Here is an 18,178-nt window from a genome sequence, read left to right on the forward strand (position 1 = left end):
CCGTGCGCCACCCGACAGTTCCCGGCTCGATGGAGCGGGAGTTGGAGATGGAGCGCAGCGGATTCGGGAGCATGGGCGTTGGAAGCAAGAGTTAATGTGCAGGCTCTGGGGTCTGCGGCGCAGACTCGGGAGCATCCAGCCGGTAGCCATATCCATAAACGGCTGAGATGGCATAGGGTTGACCGGCGCGCAGATTGAGGATGTTGCGCAGGCGCGAGACATGGGTGTCCAGCGAGCGAGATTGCACTTCGGCGCTATGGCCCCAGACGACCTCGCGCAAATGGTCGCGCGAGAGCAGCCGTCCCAGATTTTGAAAAAGGGTCAGTGCCAGCGTGTATTCGCGGTGAGTGATTTCCACGGGCTGGCCGTCGATTTCGATGCCGTTGGTTGCCGTGATGAAGTGGTAGGGGCCGAAGGCCAGCACGCTTTGCGCTGGCACGGGGTAGGCGCGGCGCAGCAGGGCGGACATGCGGGCTCGCAGCTCGGCCACGCGCACGGGCTTGATCATGAAGTCGTCGGCCCCGCAGCTCAGGCCTTCGACAATGTCGGCCTCTTCGCTGCGGTGGGTGACGAAGAGGATGGGTAGATCCTTGCTGATCTGGTTGCGGGTCCAGCGCACGATGTCCGTGCCTTCCATGTCCGGCAACTGCCAGTCCACGATCAGCAGGTCAAAGCTCTCACGGCGCATGTCTTGCTGCAGCGCCGCGCCTTTGAGATAGGTGTGGCAGTTGTGTCCGGCCTCGGCACAGACCTGGCGAAACATTTCCAGTTGCAGGGGATCGTCATCCAAAGCAGCGATACGCATATGCCGTTCCTTTCGTATGAAGGAATGAATCCATACTGCCTGATGCTTGTGGATTAAGCAGCCAGGCAGCCCTCTTTTGACAGAAGTTTACTGTTCTGCCGCTTCGCGCAACTGCTCCAAGGCTTGCAGCACTTGATTGGTTTCCACGCCGTCCACTATCTGCAGCCGACTTTGCAGAGCGTTCAAAGCCTGTGCGCCTTCGCGCTGCAACTGCGCAATGCTCTGGCCGGCTTCCTTGGGTGCTGCAAAACCCAGGCTTTGCAGCAGCAGCTTGCCATCGGCGGCCACCAGCTTGAAGTAGAACTGTCCATCCGATTCGCGGTACTGCTTGAACTGGGGCAGGGCGGCTTTGCCGGCCTTGGCCGCTTTCTTGACGGTGGCGGCCAGATTGCGCAGGCCCACGGCAGAACGCAGCTCGGCCAGCAGCGGCGTTGCCAGCTTGCGGGCCTTGACGGCGCCGGCCTGCAAAATCGCCTCCAGCTCGGCTGGATGGGCGATCAGGTATTCGTAGCGCTCGCGCATGGGGGCGATTTCGCGGTCTATGCGCTCGAACAGCATCTGTTTGGCGTCACCCCAGGCAATGCCCGCCGCATATTGCTGGCGCAAGGCTTCGGTTTCCTCGGCGCTGGCAAAAGCCTGGTAGATCTGGAACAGGGCCGAGCCTTCGGTTTCCTTGGCTTCGCCAGGAGCGCGCGAATCGGTGGTGATGCTGTTGATGAGCTTTTTCAGCTGTTCGCGCGGAGCAAACAAGGGAATCGTGTTGTTGTAGCTTTTGCTCATCTTGCGGCCGTCCAGACCCGGCAGCGTGGCCACGCTTTCCTCCACCACGGCCTCGGGCAGAGCGAAATACTCGCCGCCATAGATGTGGTTGAAGCTCGAAGCCATGTCGCGCGCCATCTCCAGATGCTGCACCTGATCGCGGCCCACGGGAACCTTGTGGGCGTTGAAGGCCAGGATGTCGGCACCCATGAGCACGGGGTACATGAACAGGCCTGCGGTCACGCCGTCATCGGCATCCACGCCTGCGGCATGGTTCTTGTCCACCGATGCCTTGTAGGCGTGGGCGCGGTTGAGCAGGCCTTTACCGGTCACGCAGGTGAGAAACCAGGTCAGCTCGGGAATCTCGGGAATATCGGACTGGCGGTAAAAGGTCACATGCTCGGGATCCAGACCCGCAGCCAGCCAGCTGGCGGCGATCTCGATGGTGGAGCGCTGGATGCGCTCGGGGTCCTGGCATTTGATGAGGGCGTGGTAGTCGGCCAGAAAGTAGAAATTCTCGACATTCTTGGCGCGGCTGGCATCGATGGCGGGGCGCATCATGCCTGCGTAGTTGCCCAGATGGGGCGTTCCGCTGGGGGTGATGCCGGTCAGAAAACGGGTATTGCTCATAACGGAGATAGCGAAGAATCGAAGTTCAAGATCTTGGTGCTTCAGCGCAGCAAGGTCATCAAGGGGTAGAGGATCAGGTCGATGGCGGACAGGCCCAGACTCATCAGCGGGCTCAGCCACACGCTGCCGATCACGCCAGCAATCACCAGTGCCATGACGATGAAAAAACCATAGGGCTCGATGCGGGCCACCCATTGCGCCTGCTTCCAGGGCAGCAGGCCGACTAGGATGCGGCCGCCATCGAGCGGCGGCACGGGGAACAGATTGAAGGCCCACATCACCAGGTTGACCATGATGCCTGCGCGACACATGGCGATGAAAAAGCGCTCGTTCACGCCCGCCCCAAGCAGTACCAGCAGCAGCGCGGCCCAGAGGATAGCTTGCACAAAATTGGAGGCCGGGCCCGCCAGGGCGACCCAGATCATGTCGCGCTTGGGATGACGCAAATGGTCAAAACGCACAGGCACGGGCTTGGCATAGCCGAAAAGAAAAGCGCCCGAGGTGGCGAAGTACAGCACCAGAGGCATCAGGATGGTGCCCACAGGATCTATGTGTTTGATGGGATTGAGCGTGATGCGCCCCATCATGGCGGCCGTGTTGTCGCCAAAATGACGCGCCGCGTAGCCGTGCGCCGCCTCATGGATGGTGATGGCGAACAGCACGGGAAGTGCGTAGATCAGTACGGTTTGGATGAGTTCGGAGATTTGCACGGCTCGATTGTCTCAGACGCCAGCCTTTGTCGTGAGGCCAGGCTGGCTTGCTGCAGGTTTGCACTGGCTTGCGGCCCTCCTGGAATGTAGCAAAATGCAACGTTGATAAAGAGTTGGAACCGCAAGTGGCTGTTTCATTCTCCGAAAATGAGGCAAGGAATCAATCGTGGGAATTTTTGCAAGACTGCGCATCAGCGTGCGGCTGGTGATTGTGTTTGGCATCATCAGCATGCTGATGGTGTTGCTGGTAGCTATCGGTTTCAGCGCCCTGGGGCATGTGAGTCAGAGCCTGCAGACAGGCAAGTTGCAGCCCGCCGAAATCAAGGATCTGCTCGCCGACGTGGAGAGCGCCAGGTATTGGGTGCTGGGCCTGGGCGGCCTGGTTTGCGCCGTGTGCGCGCTGGCATGGTTCAGCCTGCGTCGCGGCATTGTGGAGCCGCTGCAGCAAGCCATTTTGATTGCCGAGACGGTGGCCGCCGGTGATTTGAGCCAGGAGTTCTCATCCGATATCCAGGGCGACTTTGGCCGTTTGCTCACCGCGCTGGGTACCATGGAAGACACGTTGACCGAGCTGGTGGGCGATATCAAACAGTCCACCGATTCCATCAGTGTCAGCGCGGGCGAAATTGATGCGGGCAATACCAATCTCTCCAGCCGAACCGAAACCCAGGTCAGTGCACTGACCGAGACGGCTGCCAGCATGGAGCAGTTGACGGCCACCGTGCGCCAGAATGCAGACCGGGCGCGCTCGGCCAGTTCCTTGGCGGTCAATGCATCGGCCACGGCCGAGCGGGGCGGTACCGTGGTGGGCCAAGTGGTGCACACCATGGATGCCATCAGCGGCAGCTCGCGCAAGATTGTGGACATCATTCAGGTGATTGAAGGCATTGCCTTTCAGACCAATATCCTGGCCCTCAATGCCGCGGTGGAAGCGGCTCGCGCGGGTGAGCAGGGCCGAGGTTTTGCCGTGGTGGCTAGCGAGGTGCGCTCCCTGGCGCAGCGCAGCGCTGATGCGGCCAAGCAGATCAAGGAGCTGATTACTGCCAGCGTGAGCCAGGTGGAAAGCGGTGCAGGCCTGGTGGGCCAGGCCGGCAGCACCATGAATGACATCATGCAGGCCGTGGACCAGGTCAGCGGTCTGCTGGGCGAGATCTCCCATGCCTTGCAGGAGCAAAGCGAGGGCATTGCCCATGTAAATACTGCTGTGGCGCACATGGACAGCACCAACCAGGAAAACGCCGTGCTGGTACAGCAGGCCACGCAGGCGGCTGCGGCCTTGAATGCTCGCACCCAGGATTTGCAGCAGGCGGTGGGCGCTTTCAAACTGGATGAGGAAGATGCTGCGCAAGTCGCCTGGCAGCGCCCGGCAGCTTTTATGACTGGCGTCGCCGCACCGCGCGCCATGGGTGTGCGGCCATCGGCGCGAGCCAGCCAGAAAGTGCTGGAGTACGAAGAAGCTTGATTTCAAACTGTAAAGCGCTTAATGAACATATAGTAGAAGCGCTTTAAGCTATTAAATTTGAATGAAAAAAAGAGGCCAAGCGCCTCTTTTTTCATTGCCGCAGCGGTTTAAACCGCCTGCAAACCAATCGCTTCCAGAGGGCCGCCACCCTGGCGCACCACCGTGGGTGGATTGTTCATGGCCATGGGCGTGAGATCCAGCACCGTGGTGGGTTCTTGCGGGCAGCCTCCTGAATCGACCACCGCATCCAGCTCGTGCGGAAAGCGTTCGAGGATGGAGTCCGCATCATTGAGTGGCTCGGTTTCGCCGGGCGCTATCAGCGTGGTGGCCAGCAGCGGTTCGCCCAGCTCTTCGAGCAGCAGTTGCAGGCCTTTGCGGTCGGGCACGCGCAGGCCTATGGTCTTGCGCGAGGGGTGGCTCAGGCGCTTGGGCACTTCCTTGCTGGCTTCCAGAATAAAAGTGTAGGGGCCGGGCGTGGCCAGCTTGAGCAAACGGTATTGGCGGTTGTCCACGCGGGCATAGTTGGACAGCTCGGACAGGTCGCGGCACAGCAGCGTCAGGTGGTGCTTGTCATTGATCTGGCGAATGCGGCGCATGCGGTCTACGGCATTCTTGTCGTCGAGGTGGCAGACCAGGGCATAGCTGGAGTCCGTGGGGACGGCAAGAATGGCACCCTTGCGCAGCATGTCGGCAGCCTGTTTGATGATGCGGGGCTGCGGGTTCGCGGGATAGACTTCAAAGCGTATGGTCATAAACAGCCTCTCGATGCAGATATCTTGTCGGGCGCGTTGAATCTTGCTTATTGCGCGCGTTGAATGCGCTCATGCAGCAGCTCCCAAACCGGCGTGAGCTGGCTTGGCAGAGGAGGCAGATCGCCCAGGTCGGTATGCGACTCCTCTGGACTGTGAAAATCGCTGCCGCGCGATGCGGCCAGCCCAAACTCCTTGGCCATATCGGCGTAGATTGCATACTCGTGCGGGCGGTGGCTGCCGGTCACTACCTCCACGCCTGTGCCGCCGTGGTGTTTGAATTCGGTGAACAGCGCGTATTCCTCATTGGCCGTGAAGTTGTAGCGCGCCGGGTGGGCAATCACGGCTACGCCGCCCGCGTCCACAATCCAGCGCACGGCATCGCGCAGACGCGACCAGGTGTGGGGCACATAGCCGGGCCGGCCTTCGGTCAGGTACTTGCGAAACACCTCATAGGTATCGGAGCAGACGCCGGTCTCCACCAGAAAGCGGGCAAAGTGGGTGCGCGAAATCAGCTCGGGATTGCCCGCAAAGCGCAGCGCCCCTTCAAAGCTGCCTGGAATGCCTGCGGCTTCCAGTTGCTGCGCCATTTCCCTGGCACGAGGCTCGCGGCCGTTACGGGTGTCGTACAAGCCCTGGCTCAGTTGCGCATCGTCGGCATCAAAGCCCAGGCCCACGATGTGCACCGTGGCGCCGGCAAAAGTGACTGAAATTTCCACGCCCGTCAGATAGTCCATGCCGCAGGCGTGGGCCGCAGCTGCGGCGCGATGCTGGCCGCCCACCTCGTCGTGATCCGTCAGCGCCCATAGCTCTACCCCTTTGCTGGCGGCGCGCTGGGCCAGTTGTTCGGGGGTCAAGGTGCCGTCTGACACGACGGAATGGCTGTGCAGATCAGCGTTCAAGTAGGTTTTTGGCACAGGCCCATTGTAGGGCGCAGTGCTTTGCGCCGTAGTTTGCGAGGGCTGGGGGCAACCCTTGATGGCACGCCGTGTTGTTGGTAGGTGTAACAATAGTTAATATTTCTACTAGGATGCCGAAACGCGTGAATACGGGCCATGCCTGCAAGGCTTGGCGCGGGGCGGCGGTCAGGAAACAGGTAATTTCATGAAGTTCAATCAGTTCACGGTATCCCAGAAACTTTGGGCTCTGGTGGCGGGTTTGCTGGCAGGTTTGCTGCTGGTCACCGCAGGGAGTCTGGCGTATCTGCACCAGGTCAATGCGGAGATCGCAGAGCAGGTCAATCGCACGCAGACAGCGGCCAATCTGGCCAGCGAATGGATGGCCTCGACGCAGCTGAGCGTGGATCGCTCCATCGTGGCAGCGATTTCCTCCGAAGAAAATTTGGTCGAGCAGCAGCGCAAGCTGATGACCGAAGGCATTGCCCGCATCACCGAGCTGCAAAAGCAGCTGGTCGACGGAGCTCAAGATGACGCCTCGCGCAAAGCACTGGAAGTTATTGCCGAGCACCGTCGCAAGACGCTGGCGGCCAATACCGCCGTGCAGCAGGCCCGCATCAACAATGATTTCGCGACGGCGTTCGATATTGTGGAAAAGCAGCTGCGGCCGGAGGCTAAATCCTATATTGCTGCGCAGCAAGGTTTTGTGCGTCTGCAGGACGAGCGCCGGGCCCAGGCCGTGGCTCAGGGCCAGAGTGCTCGTAGCAGTGCCTATCTGGTGATTGCCATGGTGTGTGGCGTGATCGTGCTGCTGGGGCTGTTCACGGGCGGGGTCATCATGCGCTCTATCACCCGTCCGTTGAGCGAAGCCGTAGCACTGGCAGACTCGATTGCCGCTGGCGACTTGACTGCCTCGGTCACCAACAACCGCCATGACGAGCTGGGGCGATTGCTGCAGTCGCTCAATACGATGACCCAGCGTTTGCGTTCAGTGGTCGGCCAGGTGCGCTCGGGGGTGGAGTCGGTTTCCTCCGCCTCGGGGCAGATTGCCACCGGCAACCAGGATCTGTCGGCCCGCACCGAGCAGACCGCCGCCAATCTGGAAGAGACTGCAGCCAGCATGGAAGAGCTGACGGCCACTGTCACCCAGTCGGCCGATACGGCCCGCCAGGCCAATCAGCTGGCGGCAACGGCTGCACAAGCGGCCGAGCAGGGCGGCCAGGTGGTGCGGCAGGTGGTGAACAGCATGCAGCAGATCACCGACAGCAGCCGCAAGATTGCAGACATCATCGGCGTGATCGACTCGATTGCCTTTCAGACCAATATCCTGGCGCTGAACGCCGCCGTGGAAGCGGCCCGTGCCGGCGAGCAAGGCCGTGGCTTTGCCGTGGTGGCCAGCGAGGTGCGCAATCTGGCCCAGCGCAGTGCTGAAGCGGCCAAGGAAATCAAGCAGCTGATCACCGCAAGCGTGGACAACGTGCAGTCCGGCTCGCAGCAGGTGGAGCTGGCGGGCAAGAGCATGGAAGACATAGTCTCCAGCGTGCGCCGCGTCAGCGATCTGATCGGTGAGATCACGGCCTCTTCCACCGAGCAGCGCGATGGCATCAATCAGGTCAATCAGGCGGTGAGCAATCTGGACCAGATGACGCAGCAGAATGCGGCCCTGGTGGAGGAATCCAGTGCAGCTGCCCTGTCCATGCAGGAACAGGCGCAGCGTCTGTCGGAGGTGGTTTCCACCTTCAAGCTGGGTCAGGACAGCTATGCTTTGCGCCCCTCCGCGCCCGCGGCTGCCGCCGCAAGACCTGCCATGACCAAGCCCGTGTTTGCCAAGCCTGCTGCCGCTCTCAAGGTGGCGGCACCGGTTAAAGCTGCGGCCCAGACTCGGGCTGTGCCTGTTGCCAAGCCTGCCGCCAAACCTGTGCTGGCCAAAACGGCTGAATCTGACGACGACTGGGAAACCTTTTAAGCCACTCTTTCTCTAAAAAAGCCCGCGCTCTTCTGTTTGAGGAGCGTGGGCTTTTTGTTTATTTTGATAGCCAATTGCGCATGCCAGCCAAGCCCTTGATTGCAAATAGCTTGAGATTTTCTATGCTGTGAATGCTTGCTTTGCGTTGAATCCCTTCAGGGCTGAAAGCCGGGATTCAGGAAGCCATGGCCCAAAACGCAGCCGGGGGTAACTCCTGACAAGACTGCTCCATATGTGGGTTGCAAAATTCTTGTAACAATTATTAATATTTAATTACAGATTTGTGTAAAACCAATCTGTGAAGGTGAGGGCTGCGTTTTCGTCTGCTGTTGGGCTGCTGCGCAGCCATGAGCTCTGGTGTGGCGGTGTCCTTGGTCTGTCGGTCGCGCTTTGCAGATGGGTTTGTTCATGAAGTGGTTTCAATTCACCGTTGCCCAAAAACTATGGGCCCTGGTGATCGGTCTTCTGGGAGGCATGTTGCTGGTGACAGTGGGTAGCCTGACGTATTCCAATCGGGTCAATCAGGCCATCCTGGCCGATGTGGTGAGGGCGCAGGTCGGGGCAGCGCAGGCGCGCGAATGGCGCCAGTTGACCGAAATGAGCATGGACCGCTTTGCGGCTGCGGCCAACTCCACGGATGACAATCTGATAGCCGCACAGCACAAGCTGCTGGCGCCATTGATTGCCTCCATTAATGCCTTGCGCGACAAGGTGGTAGCAGGCGCTACCACGGACGAAGCGAAGAAGATGCTGGATGAAGTCTCGGCCCACCGCGACAAGTTGTTTTCCATCAACAAGGTGCTTGATCAGGCGCGTCGCGCCCATGAGTTCGAGCGTTCGGAGCAACTGATTGCCAGCGAACTCAATCCTGCGGGTCAGAAGTACTATGCCGCGTTGGACGCTTATGTGCAGTTGCAGGAGCGCTACCGGCAGCAGGCCCTGGTCCAGGGCGAGACTTTGCGCCAGCGTGCCCATCTGATCAGCGGCATTATTTGTGCTTTCATCATCTTGTTGGGCCTGGTGACGGGCGTGTTCATCATGCGTTCCATTGCCCGCCCGCTGCAGCAGGCTGTGGAACTGGCCGATGCCATCTCCGGCGGAGATCTGAGCGCCTCGGTACAGCATGAGCGCCATGACGAGCTAGGGCATTTGCTCAGTTCGCTGAATGCGATGACCGCACGCTTGCGCTCGGTGGTCGGCCAGGTGCGCTCTGGGGTGGAGTCGGTTTCCTCCGCATCGGGGCAGATTGCCACCGGCAACCAGGACCTGTCGGCCCGCACCGAGCAGACCGCCGCCAACCTGGAAGAGACTGCAGCCAGCATGGAAGAGCTGACGGCAACAGTCAGTCAGTCTGCCGACACGGCCCGTCAGGCCAACCAGCTGGCGGCAACGGCCGCGCAAGCGGCCGAGCAGGGCGGCCAGGTGGTGCAGCAAGTGGTGAACAGCATGCAGCAGATCACCGACAGCAGCCGCAAGATTGCCGACATCATCGGCGTGATCGACTCGATTGCCTTTCAGACCAATATCCTGGCGCTGAACGCCGCCGTGGAAGCGGCCCGTGCAGGCGAGCAAGGCCGTGGCTTTGCCGTGGTGGCCAGCGAGGTGCGTAACCTGGCCCAGCGCAGCGCCGATGCGGCCAAGGAAATCAAGCAGCTGATCACCGCGAGCGTGGACAACGTGCAGTCCGGCTCGCAGCAGGTGGAGCTGGCGGGCAAGAGCATGGAAGACATAGTCTCCAGCGTGCGCCGCGTCAGTGACCTGATTGGTGAGATCACGGCCTCGTCTACCGAGCAGCGCGATGGCATCAACCAGGTCAATCAGGCGGTGAGTAATCTGGACCAGATGACGCAGCAGAATGCGGCCCTGGTGGAGGAATCCAGTGCAGCGGCCCTGTCCATGCAGGAACAGGCACAGCGTTTGTCGCAAGTGGTGTCGGTGTTCAAGCTTGGACAAGAGACCATGCCCAGCAGCCGTGTCATGAGGGCCTCCAATCGAGTCCCCGTGCAGATATCTGTTGCGCAGGCCACCAAAAGCATTTCAGCCCCGTTGATGAAGGTCGGCGAGGCCAAGTTGATGGCCGATATCGGCGATGGCAGCTGGGCGCGCGTCTAGCTCGGGCGAGAAAGGGTATGTCCATTTGGAACTCCTGAACTCATAGCATCTTGCGTATGTGGCGAGGGGAATTCAGCCTGAACTGGAGACGATGTATCGCTTGGAAAAGCAGACAGATGTAGCTAATTTCGTAATTAAAAGTTACATTATGTTGCGCTGCAACATAAATCTGTGTTGATGGCCAGTCTCTGATTTTCTGGAAATGGTGATGCATCTCAACAATGTGCGCATGGGGCGCAAACTTTGGTCGATTATTTTGGGTTTGATGCTGGCGATGTTGGCTCTGGGTATCGGCCTGTTGTTGTATGTGAGCAAGGTTGATGCTGATGTAGCCCAGGATGTCCAGTTCAATGAAGAACGCATTGTTTTGGCGTTGCGCTGGAAAAGCATGACGGAGTTGCGCGTCGAGCGCGCTCTGGTGGCGGCGATCTCCAGTGATGAGACATTGAAGGCGCAATTACAGCAACTGGTGCAAACGGGCGCAACAGACAGCACCGAGATGCAGAGAAATGTGACGGCCGTGGTTGTTTCCGATGAAGGTAAGCAGATGCTTGACAACATCGAGGCCCATCGCAAGCAGGTGATGCAACACCTCAATGAGGCGCGCACTGCGGCTGATGTGGAGAGTGCACGGCAGATCGTCACCAACAAACTACGTCCTGCTGTAGCTCAGTACATGGAGTTGTTGGAAAAATTTGTGCAGCGGCAGGAGCATGTGCGCGACAAAGCCAAGATCCACGGCGCTGAACAACGCAACACTGCCAATTGGATCGGTGTCGGCTTGGCCTTGGCGTTGATTTTTCTGGCCATGACTTGTGCCATGGTAATGGTGCGTTCCATTACGCAGCCGCTGCAGCGTGCGGCGGATCTGGCCGGCGCAATTGCCAGCGGCGACCTCTCGGTTGATGCGCACGAGGAGCGCCAGGATGAGCTGGGCCACCTGCTGCGATCGCTCTCTATCATGGCTCAGCGTCTGCGCGCCGTAGTCGGTGAGGTGCGTTCGGGGGTGGAGTCGGTTTCCTCCGCCTCGGGGCAGATTGCTACCGGCAATCAGGATCTGTCGGCCCGTACCGAGCAGACCGCCGCCAATCTGGAAGAGACCGCAGCCAGCATGGAAGAGCTGACTGCCACCGTCACCCAGTCGGCTGACACGGCCCGTCAGGCCAATCAGCTGGCGGCAACGGCTGCACAAGCGGCCGAGCAGGGCGGTCAGGTGGTGCAGCAGGTGGTGAACAGCATGCAGCAGATCACCGACAGCAGCCGCAAGATTGCCGACATCATCGGCGTGATCGACTCGATTGCCTTTCAGACCAATATCCTGGCGCTGAACGCCGCCGTGGAAGCGGCCCGTGCAGGCGAGCAAGGCCGTGGCTTTGCCGTGGTGGCCAGCGAGGTGCGCAATCTGGCCCAGCGCAGCGCCGAAGCGGCCAAGGAAATCAAGCAGCTGATCACCGCAAGCGTGGACAACGTGCAGTCCGGCTCGCAGCAGGTGGAGCTGGCGGGCAAGAGCATGGAAGACATAGTCTCCAGCGTGCGCCGCGTCAGCGACCTGATCGGTGAGATCACGGCCTCTTCCACCGAGCAGCGCGATGGCATCAATCAGGTCAATCAGGCGGTGAGCAATCTGGACCAGATGACGCAGCAGAATGCGGCCCTGGTGGAGGAATCCAGTGCAGCGGCCCTGTCCATGCAGGAACAGGCGCAGCGTCTGTCGGAGGTGGTTTCCACCTTCAAGCTGGGCCAGGACAGCTATGCTTTGCGTCCTTCCGCGCCCGTGGCTGCCGCCGCAAGACCTGCTGTAGCCAAGCCCGTGTTTGCCAAGCCTGCTGCCGCTCTCAAGGTGGCTGCACCGGTTAAAGCTGCGGCCCAGACCCCGGCCGTGCCCGCTGCCAAACCTGCAGCCAAACCTGTGCTGGCCAAAACGGCGGGTTCTGACGACGACTGGGAAACCTTTTAAGCCTTTGCTGCTCAAGAGCAGCTGGCAAAGCATCACCCCTCATCGGATGTCAGATGAGGGGCGATCCTTTGAAATGGATAGCGCTCAGGGCTTGGGGGACAAAGCCGGCAAAAGGATTGGATCAAAGTCCCATATTGCCCGCGCCGCCTTCAAAGCCTTGAGCGGCTTCGATCAGGAACTGCACTTTGCGCTCGCCGCGCCATTCGTTGATGTCGAGGCGGTAGGCCAGCGTCATGCGGCTGGGCAGTGGATCGGTGTGGTTGAACCAGATGCCGTCAATCTTGGAGCCGTGGTGCAGCAGCTCAAGCTTCAGGTGTTTCTCACCCACCAGGCGCTGAGACATCACTTCCAGTTCCTCGCTGAAGGTGGGTGCGGCAAAGCCCTGACCCCAGACGGCCAGTTGCAGCTGGTCGATCAGCGCCGTATCCAGCCACTGGGGCGACAGCGGGCCGTCGGTTTCCATGCGGCGCGTGAGTGTGGCGGCATCCAGCCATTCCTGGGCTACCTGGGCCAGGGCTTGCTCGAACTCGTCAAAGCGCGCTTCTTCAAGCGTGCAACCCGCCGCCATGGCGTGGCCGCCAAAGCGCAGCAGCAGACCGGGGTGGCGCTTGCTGACCAGATCCAGCGCATCGCGCAGGTGAAAGCCGGGAATGCTGCGGCCCGAGCCCTTGAGTTCATGCTCCTTGCCGGGTGCGCCGCTGGCAGCAAACACGAAAGTGGGGCGATGCAGCTTGTCCTTGATGCGCGAGGCCACGATGCCGACCACGCCTTCGTGAAAGTCGGGGTCGAACACGCTGATGGCGGCCGGCGGCGTCATGCCGTCTTCGCACAGGCCTTCGGCCATCAGAAAAGCATGCTCACGCATGCCGACCTCAATCTCGCGTCGCTCGCGGTTGATGCTGTCCAGCATGCGCGCCAGATTCTCGGCGCGGCCTGCGTCCTCGGTGGTCAGGCATTCAATGCCAATCGTCATATCGGCCAGGCGCCCGGCGGCGTTGATGCGCGGGCCCAGGGCAAAGCCGAAGTCAAAGGTGGTGGCCATGTCAAGGCGGCGGCCGGCGGCGTCAAACAGCGCGCGTATGCCCGGTTGCATCTGGCCTTTGCGAATCTGCTTGAGGCCCAGCGCCACCAGACGGCGATTGTTGGCATCGAGCTTGACCACATCGGCCACCGTGCCCAGGGCGACCAGAGGCAGCAGGACTTCCAACCGTGGCTGGTTGTGGCGGTCAAAGCGGCCGCGATTGCGCAGCTCGGTGCGCAGGGCCAGCAGCACATAGAACATCACGCCCACGCCGGCCATTGACTTGCTCTCGAACTCGCAGCCGGGCTGGTTGGGGTTGACGATGGCGTCGGCCAGCGGCAGGTGGTCGCCGGGCAGATGGTGATCGGTGACGAGCACGGACAGGCCCAGCTCCTTGGCCACGGCCACGCCCTCCACGCTGGCAATGCCGTTGTCCACGGTGATCAGCATGTCGGCACCGGTTTCCTTGACGCGGCGCGAGATGGGCGCCGTGAGGCCGTAGCCGTCCACCACGCGGTCGGGCACCAGATAGTCGACATGGGCCGCGCCCAGCAAGCGCAGGCCGCGCACGCCCACCGCGCAGGCTGTGGCGCCGTCGCAGTCGTAATCGGCCACGATGCATAGGCGCTTTTGCTGCGCTATGGCATCGGCCAGCAGTTGCACGGCGTAATCAATGCCGCGCAGGCCGGAAGGTGCCAGCAGTCTGGCCGGAGCGTCGTCCAGCTCATCGGCCGAGCACACGCCGCGTGCCGCATAAAGCTGAGCTAGCAGCGGATGGACATTGGCCTTGAGCAGGGTCGAAACGCTGTCGGCAGGAATCTGGCGGGGAATGATTTTCATCGTCGGGCCGCCCCAAGATGAAAATGCGGCCCCTTTAGGGGGCAGCGAACTACGCGAAGCGAGAGAGCGTGGGGGGAATTTTTCATAGCATTTCACGCAGATTTGGCAAGGGCTTCGCACCAAAAATGCCCTTGATCTTGTCCAGGAGACCTGGTTTGGCCGGGCGCCAGGTCACGGCATTGCGCTCGCCGCACAAGGTCAGGCGGATGTCCTCGCCCTGGGCCAGGCGCTGCTCAAGCTGGGCCATCAAGCTGCCATCGAGCTGCTGCCAGGCCTGGCGCCAGCTCTGCACATCACCTTGCAGGGCCGGGACGCGCAAATCATTTACGCAGGCGGCAGCGGTGTCAGGCTGCGGCAGCTGGGTCAGGCGGCCCGCACCATGCACCCAGAAGGAGTTGATGGGTTGCAGGCCGCGCTCAGCGCGCTGGTCGTTGAATACATGGGTGTAGAGCAGCATCTGCAGCTCGCTTTGCAGGCGCTGGATCACGGCGCCCTGCTTGGCATCGGGAAACCAGGGGCGCACATCGCGGTTTTGCACACGGTCCAGGCTGGCGGTGGCCAGTTGCTCGAAGGCCGCGCCGCGCGCCAGCCAGAGATCGGGTTGCAGATAGTCGATGGCAATGCCGTCGTCGGCAAACCAGGGCGAAATCAGGGCCAGCAACTGGCGCGATTCTTCTTCACCCAGTGGCGCTGCCGCCGGATCGCTTTGCACCACCTGATCCGCACCGATATGCCAGTGACAGGGCGTGATGAAGGCGCAGGCCTGCTCTGTTTGCCGGGCCGCCAGCGCCGCCCAGGCAATCAGGCCGGGGGCTTCGGGCAGTTGCAGGCTGCGCGCCAGCATGCGTTCATGCGGGGGGGAGAAATCGAGTTCATCGCCGGAGATCGCCGTGTCGGGCGACATCCGGGCCAGCACGGCCTGCAGGTTGGGCAGTTGCAAATCGTCCCAAGCGGCAGCGGTGGCGGGGCCGCTGGCGTAGGCGATGATGATTTGCGTGGCACCGGCAGCCTGGGCTGCCGGAATCAAAGGCGCGGTCAAAGACATGGCCGCTATTGTCGGGCATGCGTGGCACACAGGTCGGTGGCAGGGTGTATTGCTATTGAATGTATAGCTTTTGACGCTCATGAATAAAGGGCTTGAGCCTGTTTTGGCTTCAATCCCTTGAATGTGTTGCAGCAGCTTGGATCTGTGTGATGCTCAGCGCGATGGCATGTTTTTGCTGGTATAGACCAGGCTGTAGCTGGCGTCGTCGGCAATGGCCGGCATGCTGGCGTTCCAGGCTTCCCAACTAGCGCGCATGGCCTGCAGGCGCTCGGGTTGCAGGCCCGCCTGGTTGGCGCGCTCGCGTTCGTCGCTGGCAATGTTGAACAGGTATTCGTTGTCTTCCACGCGCAGATATTTCCAGTCGCCCTCGCGCAAGGCGCGTTGGCCGCGGTAAAGCATGCGCCAGTACAGCGGGCGGCCAAATTCCGCGCCCTCGCCCTGCAGCACGGGTAGGAGGGAGACGCCATCAAGCGGGTAGTCGGGGGTTGCGGCCACGCCAGCGGCATCGAGCACGGTGGCAGACCAGTCCATGCTCATGCATTGCTGGGTGCTGGTGCGTGCGGGTGCAATCACGGCGGGCCAGTGGGCAATCCATGGCACGCGAATGCCGCCTTCGGTCAGGTCCATCTTGCCGCCCACCAGAGGCCAGCTGTCCGAGAAGCGCTCGCCGCCGTTGTCGCTGGTGAAGATGATGAGGGTGTTGTCCAGCTGGCCGTTCTTGCGCAGCGCATCGACAATCCAGCCTATGCCTTCATCCATGTGATGAATCATGCGGCGGTACTGGTGGATGTTGCCGCCCGCTAGATGGGCAATGCCCGCGCCCAGTTGCTCGGCGGTTTCGCGGTCGTCGCGTGTCTCCCAGGGCCAGTGCGGGGCGGTGTAGTGCAGGCTCAGGAAAAAAGGCGTATCGCCTTCGCTCATGCGGTTGACATAGTCCACGCTGCGCTGGGACAGCAGATCGGTCAGATAGCCTTCGTCGTGGTGCTCTTCCTCGCCCACCCACAGATCATGCTGGCCGGAGGAGCTCAGGTGGGTGAAGTAGTCCACGCCGCCCGACATAGGGCCGAAGTACTCCTCATAGCCCGAGCGCAGCGGGCCGAAATGGGGCGGGTAGCCCAGATGCCATTTGCCTATCAGCGCCGTGTGGTAGCCCGCGTCTTTCAGCAGGGATGGCACGGTGGGAATTTCGGGCGGCAGGCCCAGCTTGGCGCCCAGGGGCGTGCCGCGCGTCTTGCTGTTGATGGGCTCCTCGGCCGCGCCGCGCAGGCGGTACTGGTAGCGGGCCGTGGCCAGTGCAAAGCGGGTGGGCGAGCACACGGGCGAATTGGCATAGCCCTGGGTGAGCTTGAGGCCGTTCTGGGCCAGGGAGTCGAGCACGGGCGAGACCGCGCCAAAGTCGGCGTCACGCCCGCCGTAGCAGCCCAGGTCGGCATAGCCCAGGTCGTCGGCCACGATAAAGATGATGTTGGGGCGGTTCATGTGTTGCTTGTCAATTTTTGGCAGTCAAAAGAGTCGAAGGTCAGACTCATTCCATCTTCATGCCGGTGGCCTGGATCACGCTCTTGTAGCGTTCGGTCGTGGTCTGCAGGCGCTTGGCAGCAAGCTCTCCTGTCAGGCCTTCGTAGACCAGGTCGTTGCTGCGCATGCGCTCGCGCAGCTGGGTGTCTTTCATGGCTTTTTCCAGCGCGCTCTGAATCTTGAGCACCAAGGGCTCGGGCGTGGCGGCCGGCACCCACAAGGCAAACAGCACTTCCTGCTCCAGATTCTTGTGGCCCAACTCCGCCACGGTAGGCACATTGGGCACCAGCGGGTTGCGCTTGGTCGTGGTCACCGCCAGCGGGGTGACCTTGCCTGCCGCCACCTGGCCCAATAGGGCAGAGGAGCTGATGATGCCGCCATCCACCTCGCCTGAAATGATGGCGGTGCTGGCAGGTGCATTGCCTTTGTAGGGTACGTGACTGACCTTGGCTGCTGTCTCATGCGTGAGAATGGCCGAGGCCAGATGGCCTGGGGTTCCATAGCCGGCGGAGCTCAGGGTGAGCCCCTCTTTTTTGCCGCGATCAATGAACTGCTCCAGTGTCTTCATGCCGGTCTTGGGGTTCACGGCCACCATCATGCCTTGCGAGGCAATCAGCATGACGGCTCTCAAGTCGCTGTTCTTGAATGGCATGCTTTTGTAGATGAAGGGGTTTACGGTGAAGGTGGTATCAATTCCGACCAGTACCGTGTAGCCGTCTGCCGGCGCTTTGGCCGCGTTGTCCGTGCCGATATTGCCGCCGGCACCAGGCCGGTTGTCCACCACGAAAGGCTGCTTGAGTTCGCGTTGCAGCACCTCGCCCAGGCTGCGCGCCAGAATGTCGGCTGCGCCTGCGGGTGAGAACGCAACCACCATGCGCACGGGCTTGCTGGGCCAGCTGGCTGCACTGGCATCACTGCCAGCCTGGGCGTGAGCGGCGATACCAGCGCTGCCCAGCAGCAGGGCCAAGCTGGTATGAAGAAGATGGCGGCGGGGTGCAATCAACGCAGAAAACATGGCTACAAACTTTCTTCTCTGTGAGAACACCCTGGCTTTGAGAAAATCCAGATCCATGCCAAGCGGTGTTCTTGGTGTCTCCAATCAGGAGCGCCCACTGTAGAAGTCCGGGCATCAATTGACCAAATCAACTCATCTCCGTGAATACCCGATCACCGCCGACAACCATTCACCAGATGCTGCTGTTTCGCATCAACCGCTTTTTTGGCGCGGCTGGTGGCGTGGCCATGCGCATGTGCGAGGCACGCTTTGGCCTGACGCGCCGCGAATGGGGCGTAATGGCGACGGTGGCCATGAACGAAGGTCTGCTTTCATCGGAGCTGGCCGAAAGAGCTTTGCTGGACCGGGTTCGTACCTCACGCGCTCTGGGCGGGCTGGAGGACAAGGGCTGGGTGCAGCGCAAACCTCTGCCAGGCGACCGCCGGCGCATTGCCATTTACCTGACTGATGAAGGGCGGCGCATGTATGCGCTGATCCTGCCGGAGATGGCAAAAATTCATCTGGATCTGGTGTCTGTGCTCAGTGATGCGGAGCTGGCGCAGTTCGACGAAATGCTGGCCAGGCTGCAAGCCCATGCGCAGACACTGGAGCAGCAGGAACACTATGCAGACTTGCCGCATGTAACTCGCAGCAGCCGGGGAAAGCGCTTGAAATAGAGCGTTTCACAAGAATTACCCCCTGGGGCCTGGACCG

At 61.1% G+C, this 18,178-nt stretch carries 14 protein-coding genes; 5 read left to right on the plus strand and 9 right to left on the minus strand.

The window, feature by feature from the left end:
- Positions 1–91: 91 nt before the first annotated feature.
- The 3 genes from EAO39_RS05110 to EAO39_RS05120 all read right to left on the minus strand — a co-directional run bounded on the left by EAO39_RS05110 (position 92) and on the right by EAO39_RS05120 (position 2,904).
- Positions 92–805, minus strand: a complete 714-nt coding sequence (locus tag EAO39_RS05110) for a response regulator transcription factor (RefSeq protein WP_120966455.1) — start codon at positions 803–805, stop codon at positions 92–94.
- Between the two features lie 87 nt (positions 806–892).
- The gene (locus EAO39_RS05115; protein WP_120966456.1) at positions 893–2,194 is read right to left on the minus strand and encodes a tryptophan--tRNA ligase; all 1,302 of its coding nucleotides are present in this window, start codon (positions 2,192–2,194) and stop codon (positions 893–895) included.
- A 41-nt stretch (positions 2,195–2,235) separates the two neighbouring features.
- Positions 2,236–2,904 carry a site-2 protease family protein gene (locus EAO39_RS05120; protein ID WP_120966457.1) on the minus strand — a complete coding sequence of 223 codons (669 nt, stop codon included), beginning with the start codon at positions 2,902–2,904 and terminating at the stop codon, positions 2,236–2,238.
- A gap of 184 nt (positions 2,905–3,088) precedes the next feature.
- On the opposite strand from EAO39_RS05120, the gene EAO39_RS05125 reads away from it, so the two are divergent.
- On the plus strand, positions 3,089–4,366 hold the full coding sequence (locus EAO39_RS05125; RefSeq protein ID WP_120970704.1) for a methyl-accepting chemotaxis protein: 1,278 nt from the start codon (positions 3,089–3,091) through the stop codon (positions 4,364–4,366).
- Between the two features lie 107 nt (positions 4,367–4,473).
- On the opposite strand, the gene EAO39_RS05130 is transcribed toward EAO39_RS05125, so the two are convergent.
- Positions 4,474–5,118: an L-threonylcarbamoyladenylate synthase gene (locus EAO39_RS05130; protein WP_120966458.1), complete on the minus strand. Its 645-nt coding sequence runs from the start codon at positions 5,116–5,118 to the stop codon at positions 4,474–4,476.
- A gap of 47 nt (positions 5,119–5,165) precedes the next feature.
- Positions 5,166–6,032 (minus strand): 3',5'-nucleoside bisphosphate phosphatase, encoded by an 867-nt coding sequence (locus tag EAO39_RS05135; RefSeq protein WP_120966459.1) that lies wholly within the window; start codon positions 6,030–6,032, stop codon positions 5,166–5,168.
- Positions 6,033–6,219: 187 nt separating this feature from the next.
- Here EAO39_RS05135 and EAO39_RS05140 point away from each other — a divergent pair, with 187 nt between their 5' ends.
- The 3 genes from EAO39_RS05140 (at position 6,220) to EAO39_RS05150 (ending at position 12,046) form a co-directional block, all read left to right on the plus strand.
- Complete coding sequence (locus EAO39_RS05140; protein WP_120966460.1) at positions 6,220–7,977, plus strand: methyl-accepting chemotaxis protein; 1,758 nt, start codon at positions 6,220–6,222, stop codon at positions 7,975–7,977.
- Between the two features lie 408 nt (positions 7,978–8,385).
- Positions 8,386–10,089 (plus strand): methyl-accepting chemotaxis protein, encoded by a 1,704-nt coding sequence (locus EAO39_RS05145; protein WP_120970706.1) that lies wholly within the window; start codon positions 8,386–8,388, stop codon positions 10,087–10,089.
- A 208-nt stretch (positions 10,090–10,297) separates the two neighbouring features.
- Positions 10,298–12,046: a methyl-accepting chemotaxis protein gene (locus tag EAO39_RS05150; protein ID WP_120966461.1), complete on the plus strand. Its 1,749-nt coding sequence runs from the start codon at positions 10,298–10,300 to the stop codon at positions 12,044–12,046.
- A 121-nt stretch (positions 12,047–12,167) separates the two neighbouring features.
- Here the strand turns inward: EAO39_RS05150 and recJ are convergent, their stop codons facing one another.
- From recJ to EAO39_RS05170, 4 genes are all read right to left on the minus strand, one after another.
- Entirely contained in the window at positions 12,168–13,907 is a 1,740-nt protein-coding gene (gene recJ, locus EAO39_RS05155) for a single-stranded-DNA-specific exonuclease RecJ (protein WP_120966462.1), read from the minus strand.
- Between the two features lie 82 nt (positions 13,908–13,989).
- A complete protein-coding gene (locus EAO39_RS05160; RefSeq protein ID WP_120966463.1) occupies positions 13,990–14,952 on the minus strand; it encodes a phosphoglycerate mutase in 963 nt (320 codons plus the stop codon).
- A 153-nt stretch (positions 14,953–15,105) separates the two neighbouring features.
- Positions 15,106–16,431 carry a sulfatase-like hydrolase/transferase gene (locus tag EAO39_RS05165; RefSeq protein ID WP_120966464.1) on the minus strand — a complete coding sequence of 442 codons (1,326 nt, stop codon included), beginning with the start codon at positions 16,429–16,431 and terminating at the stop codon, positions 15,106–15,108.
- Positions 16,432–16,477: 46 nt separating this feature from the next.
- A complete protein-coding gene (locus tag EAO39_RS05170; RefSeq protein WP_120970708.1) occupies positions 16,478–17,485 on the minus strand; it encodes a tripartite tricarboxylate transporter substrate binding protein in 1,008 nt (335 codons plus the stop codon).
- Between the two features lie 176 nt (positions 17,486–17,661).
- On the opposite strand from EAO39_RS05170, the gene EAO39_RS05175 reads away from it, so the two are divergent.
- Positions 17,662–18,141, plus strand: a complete 480-nt coding sequence (locus EAO39_RS05175) for a MarR family transcriptional regulator (protein ID WP_120966465.1) — start codon at positions 17,662–17,664, stop codon at positions 18,139–18,141.
- Positions 18,142–18,178 lie beyond the last annotated feature (37 nt).

The sequence above is a fragment of the Comamonas sp. lk genome (assembly GCF_900564145.1).
In the GTDB taxonomy this organism is placed as follows: domain Bacteria; phylum Pseudomonadota; class Gammaproteobacteria; order Burkholderiales; family Burkholderiaceae_C; genus Comamonas.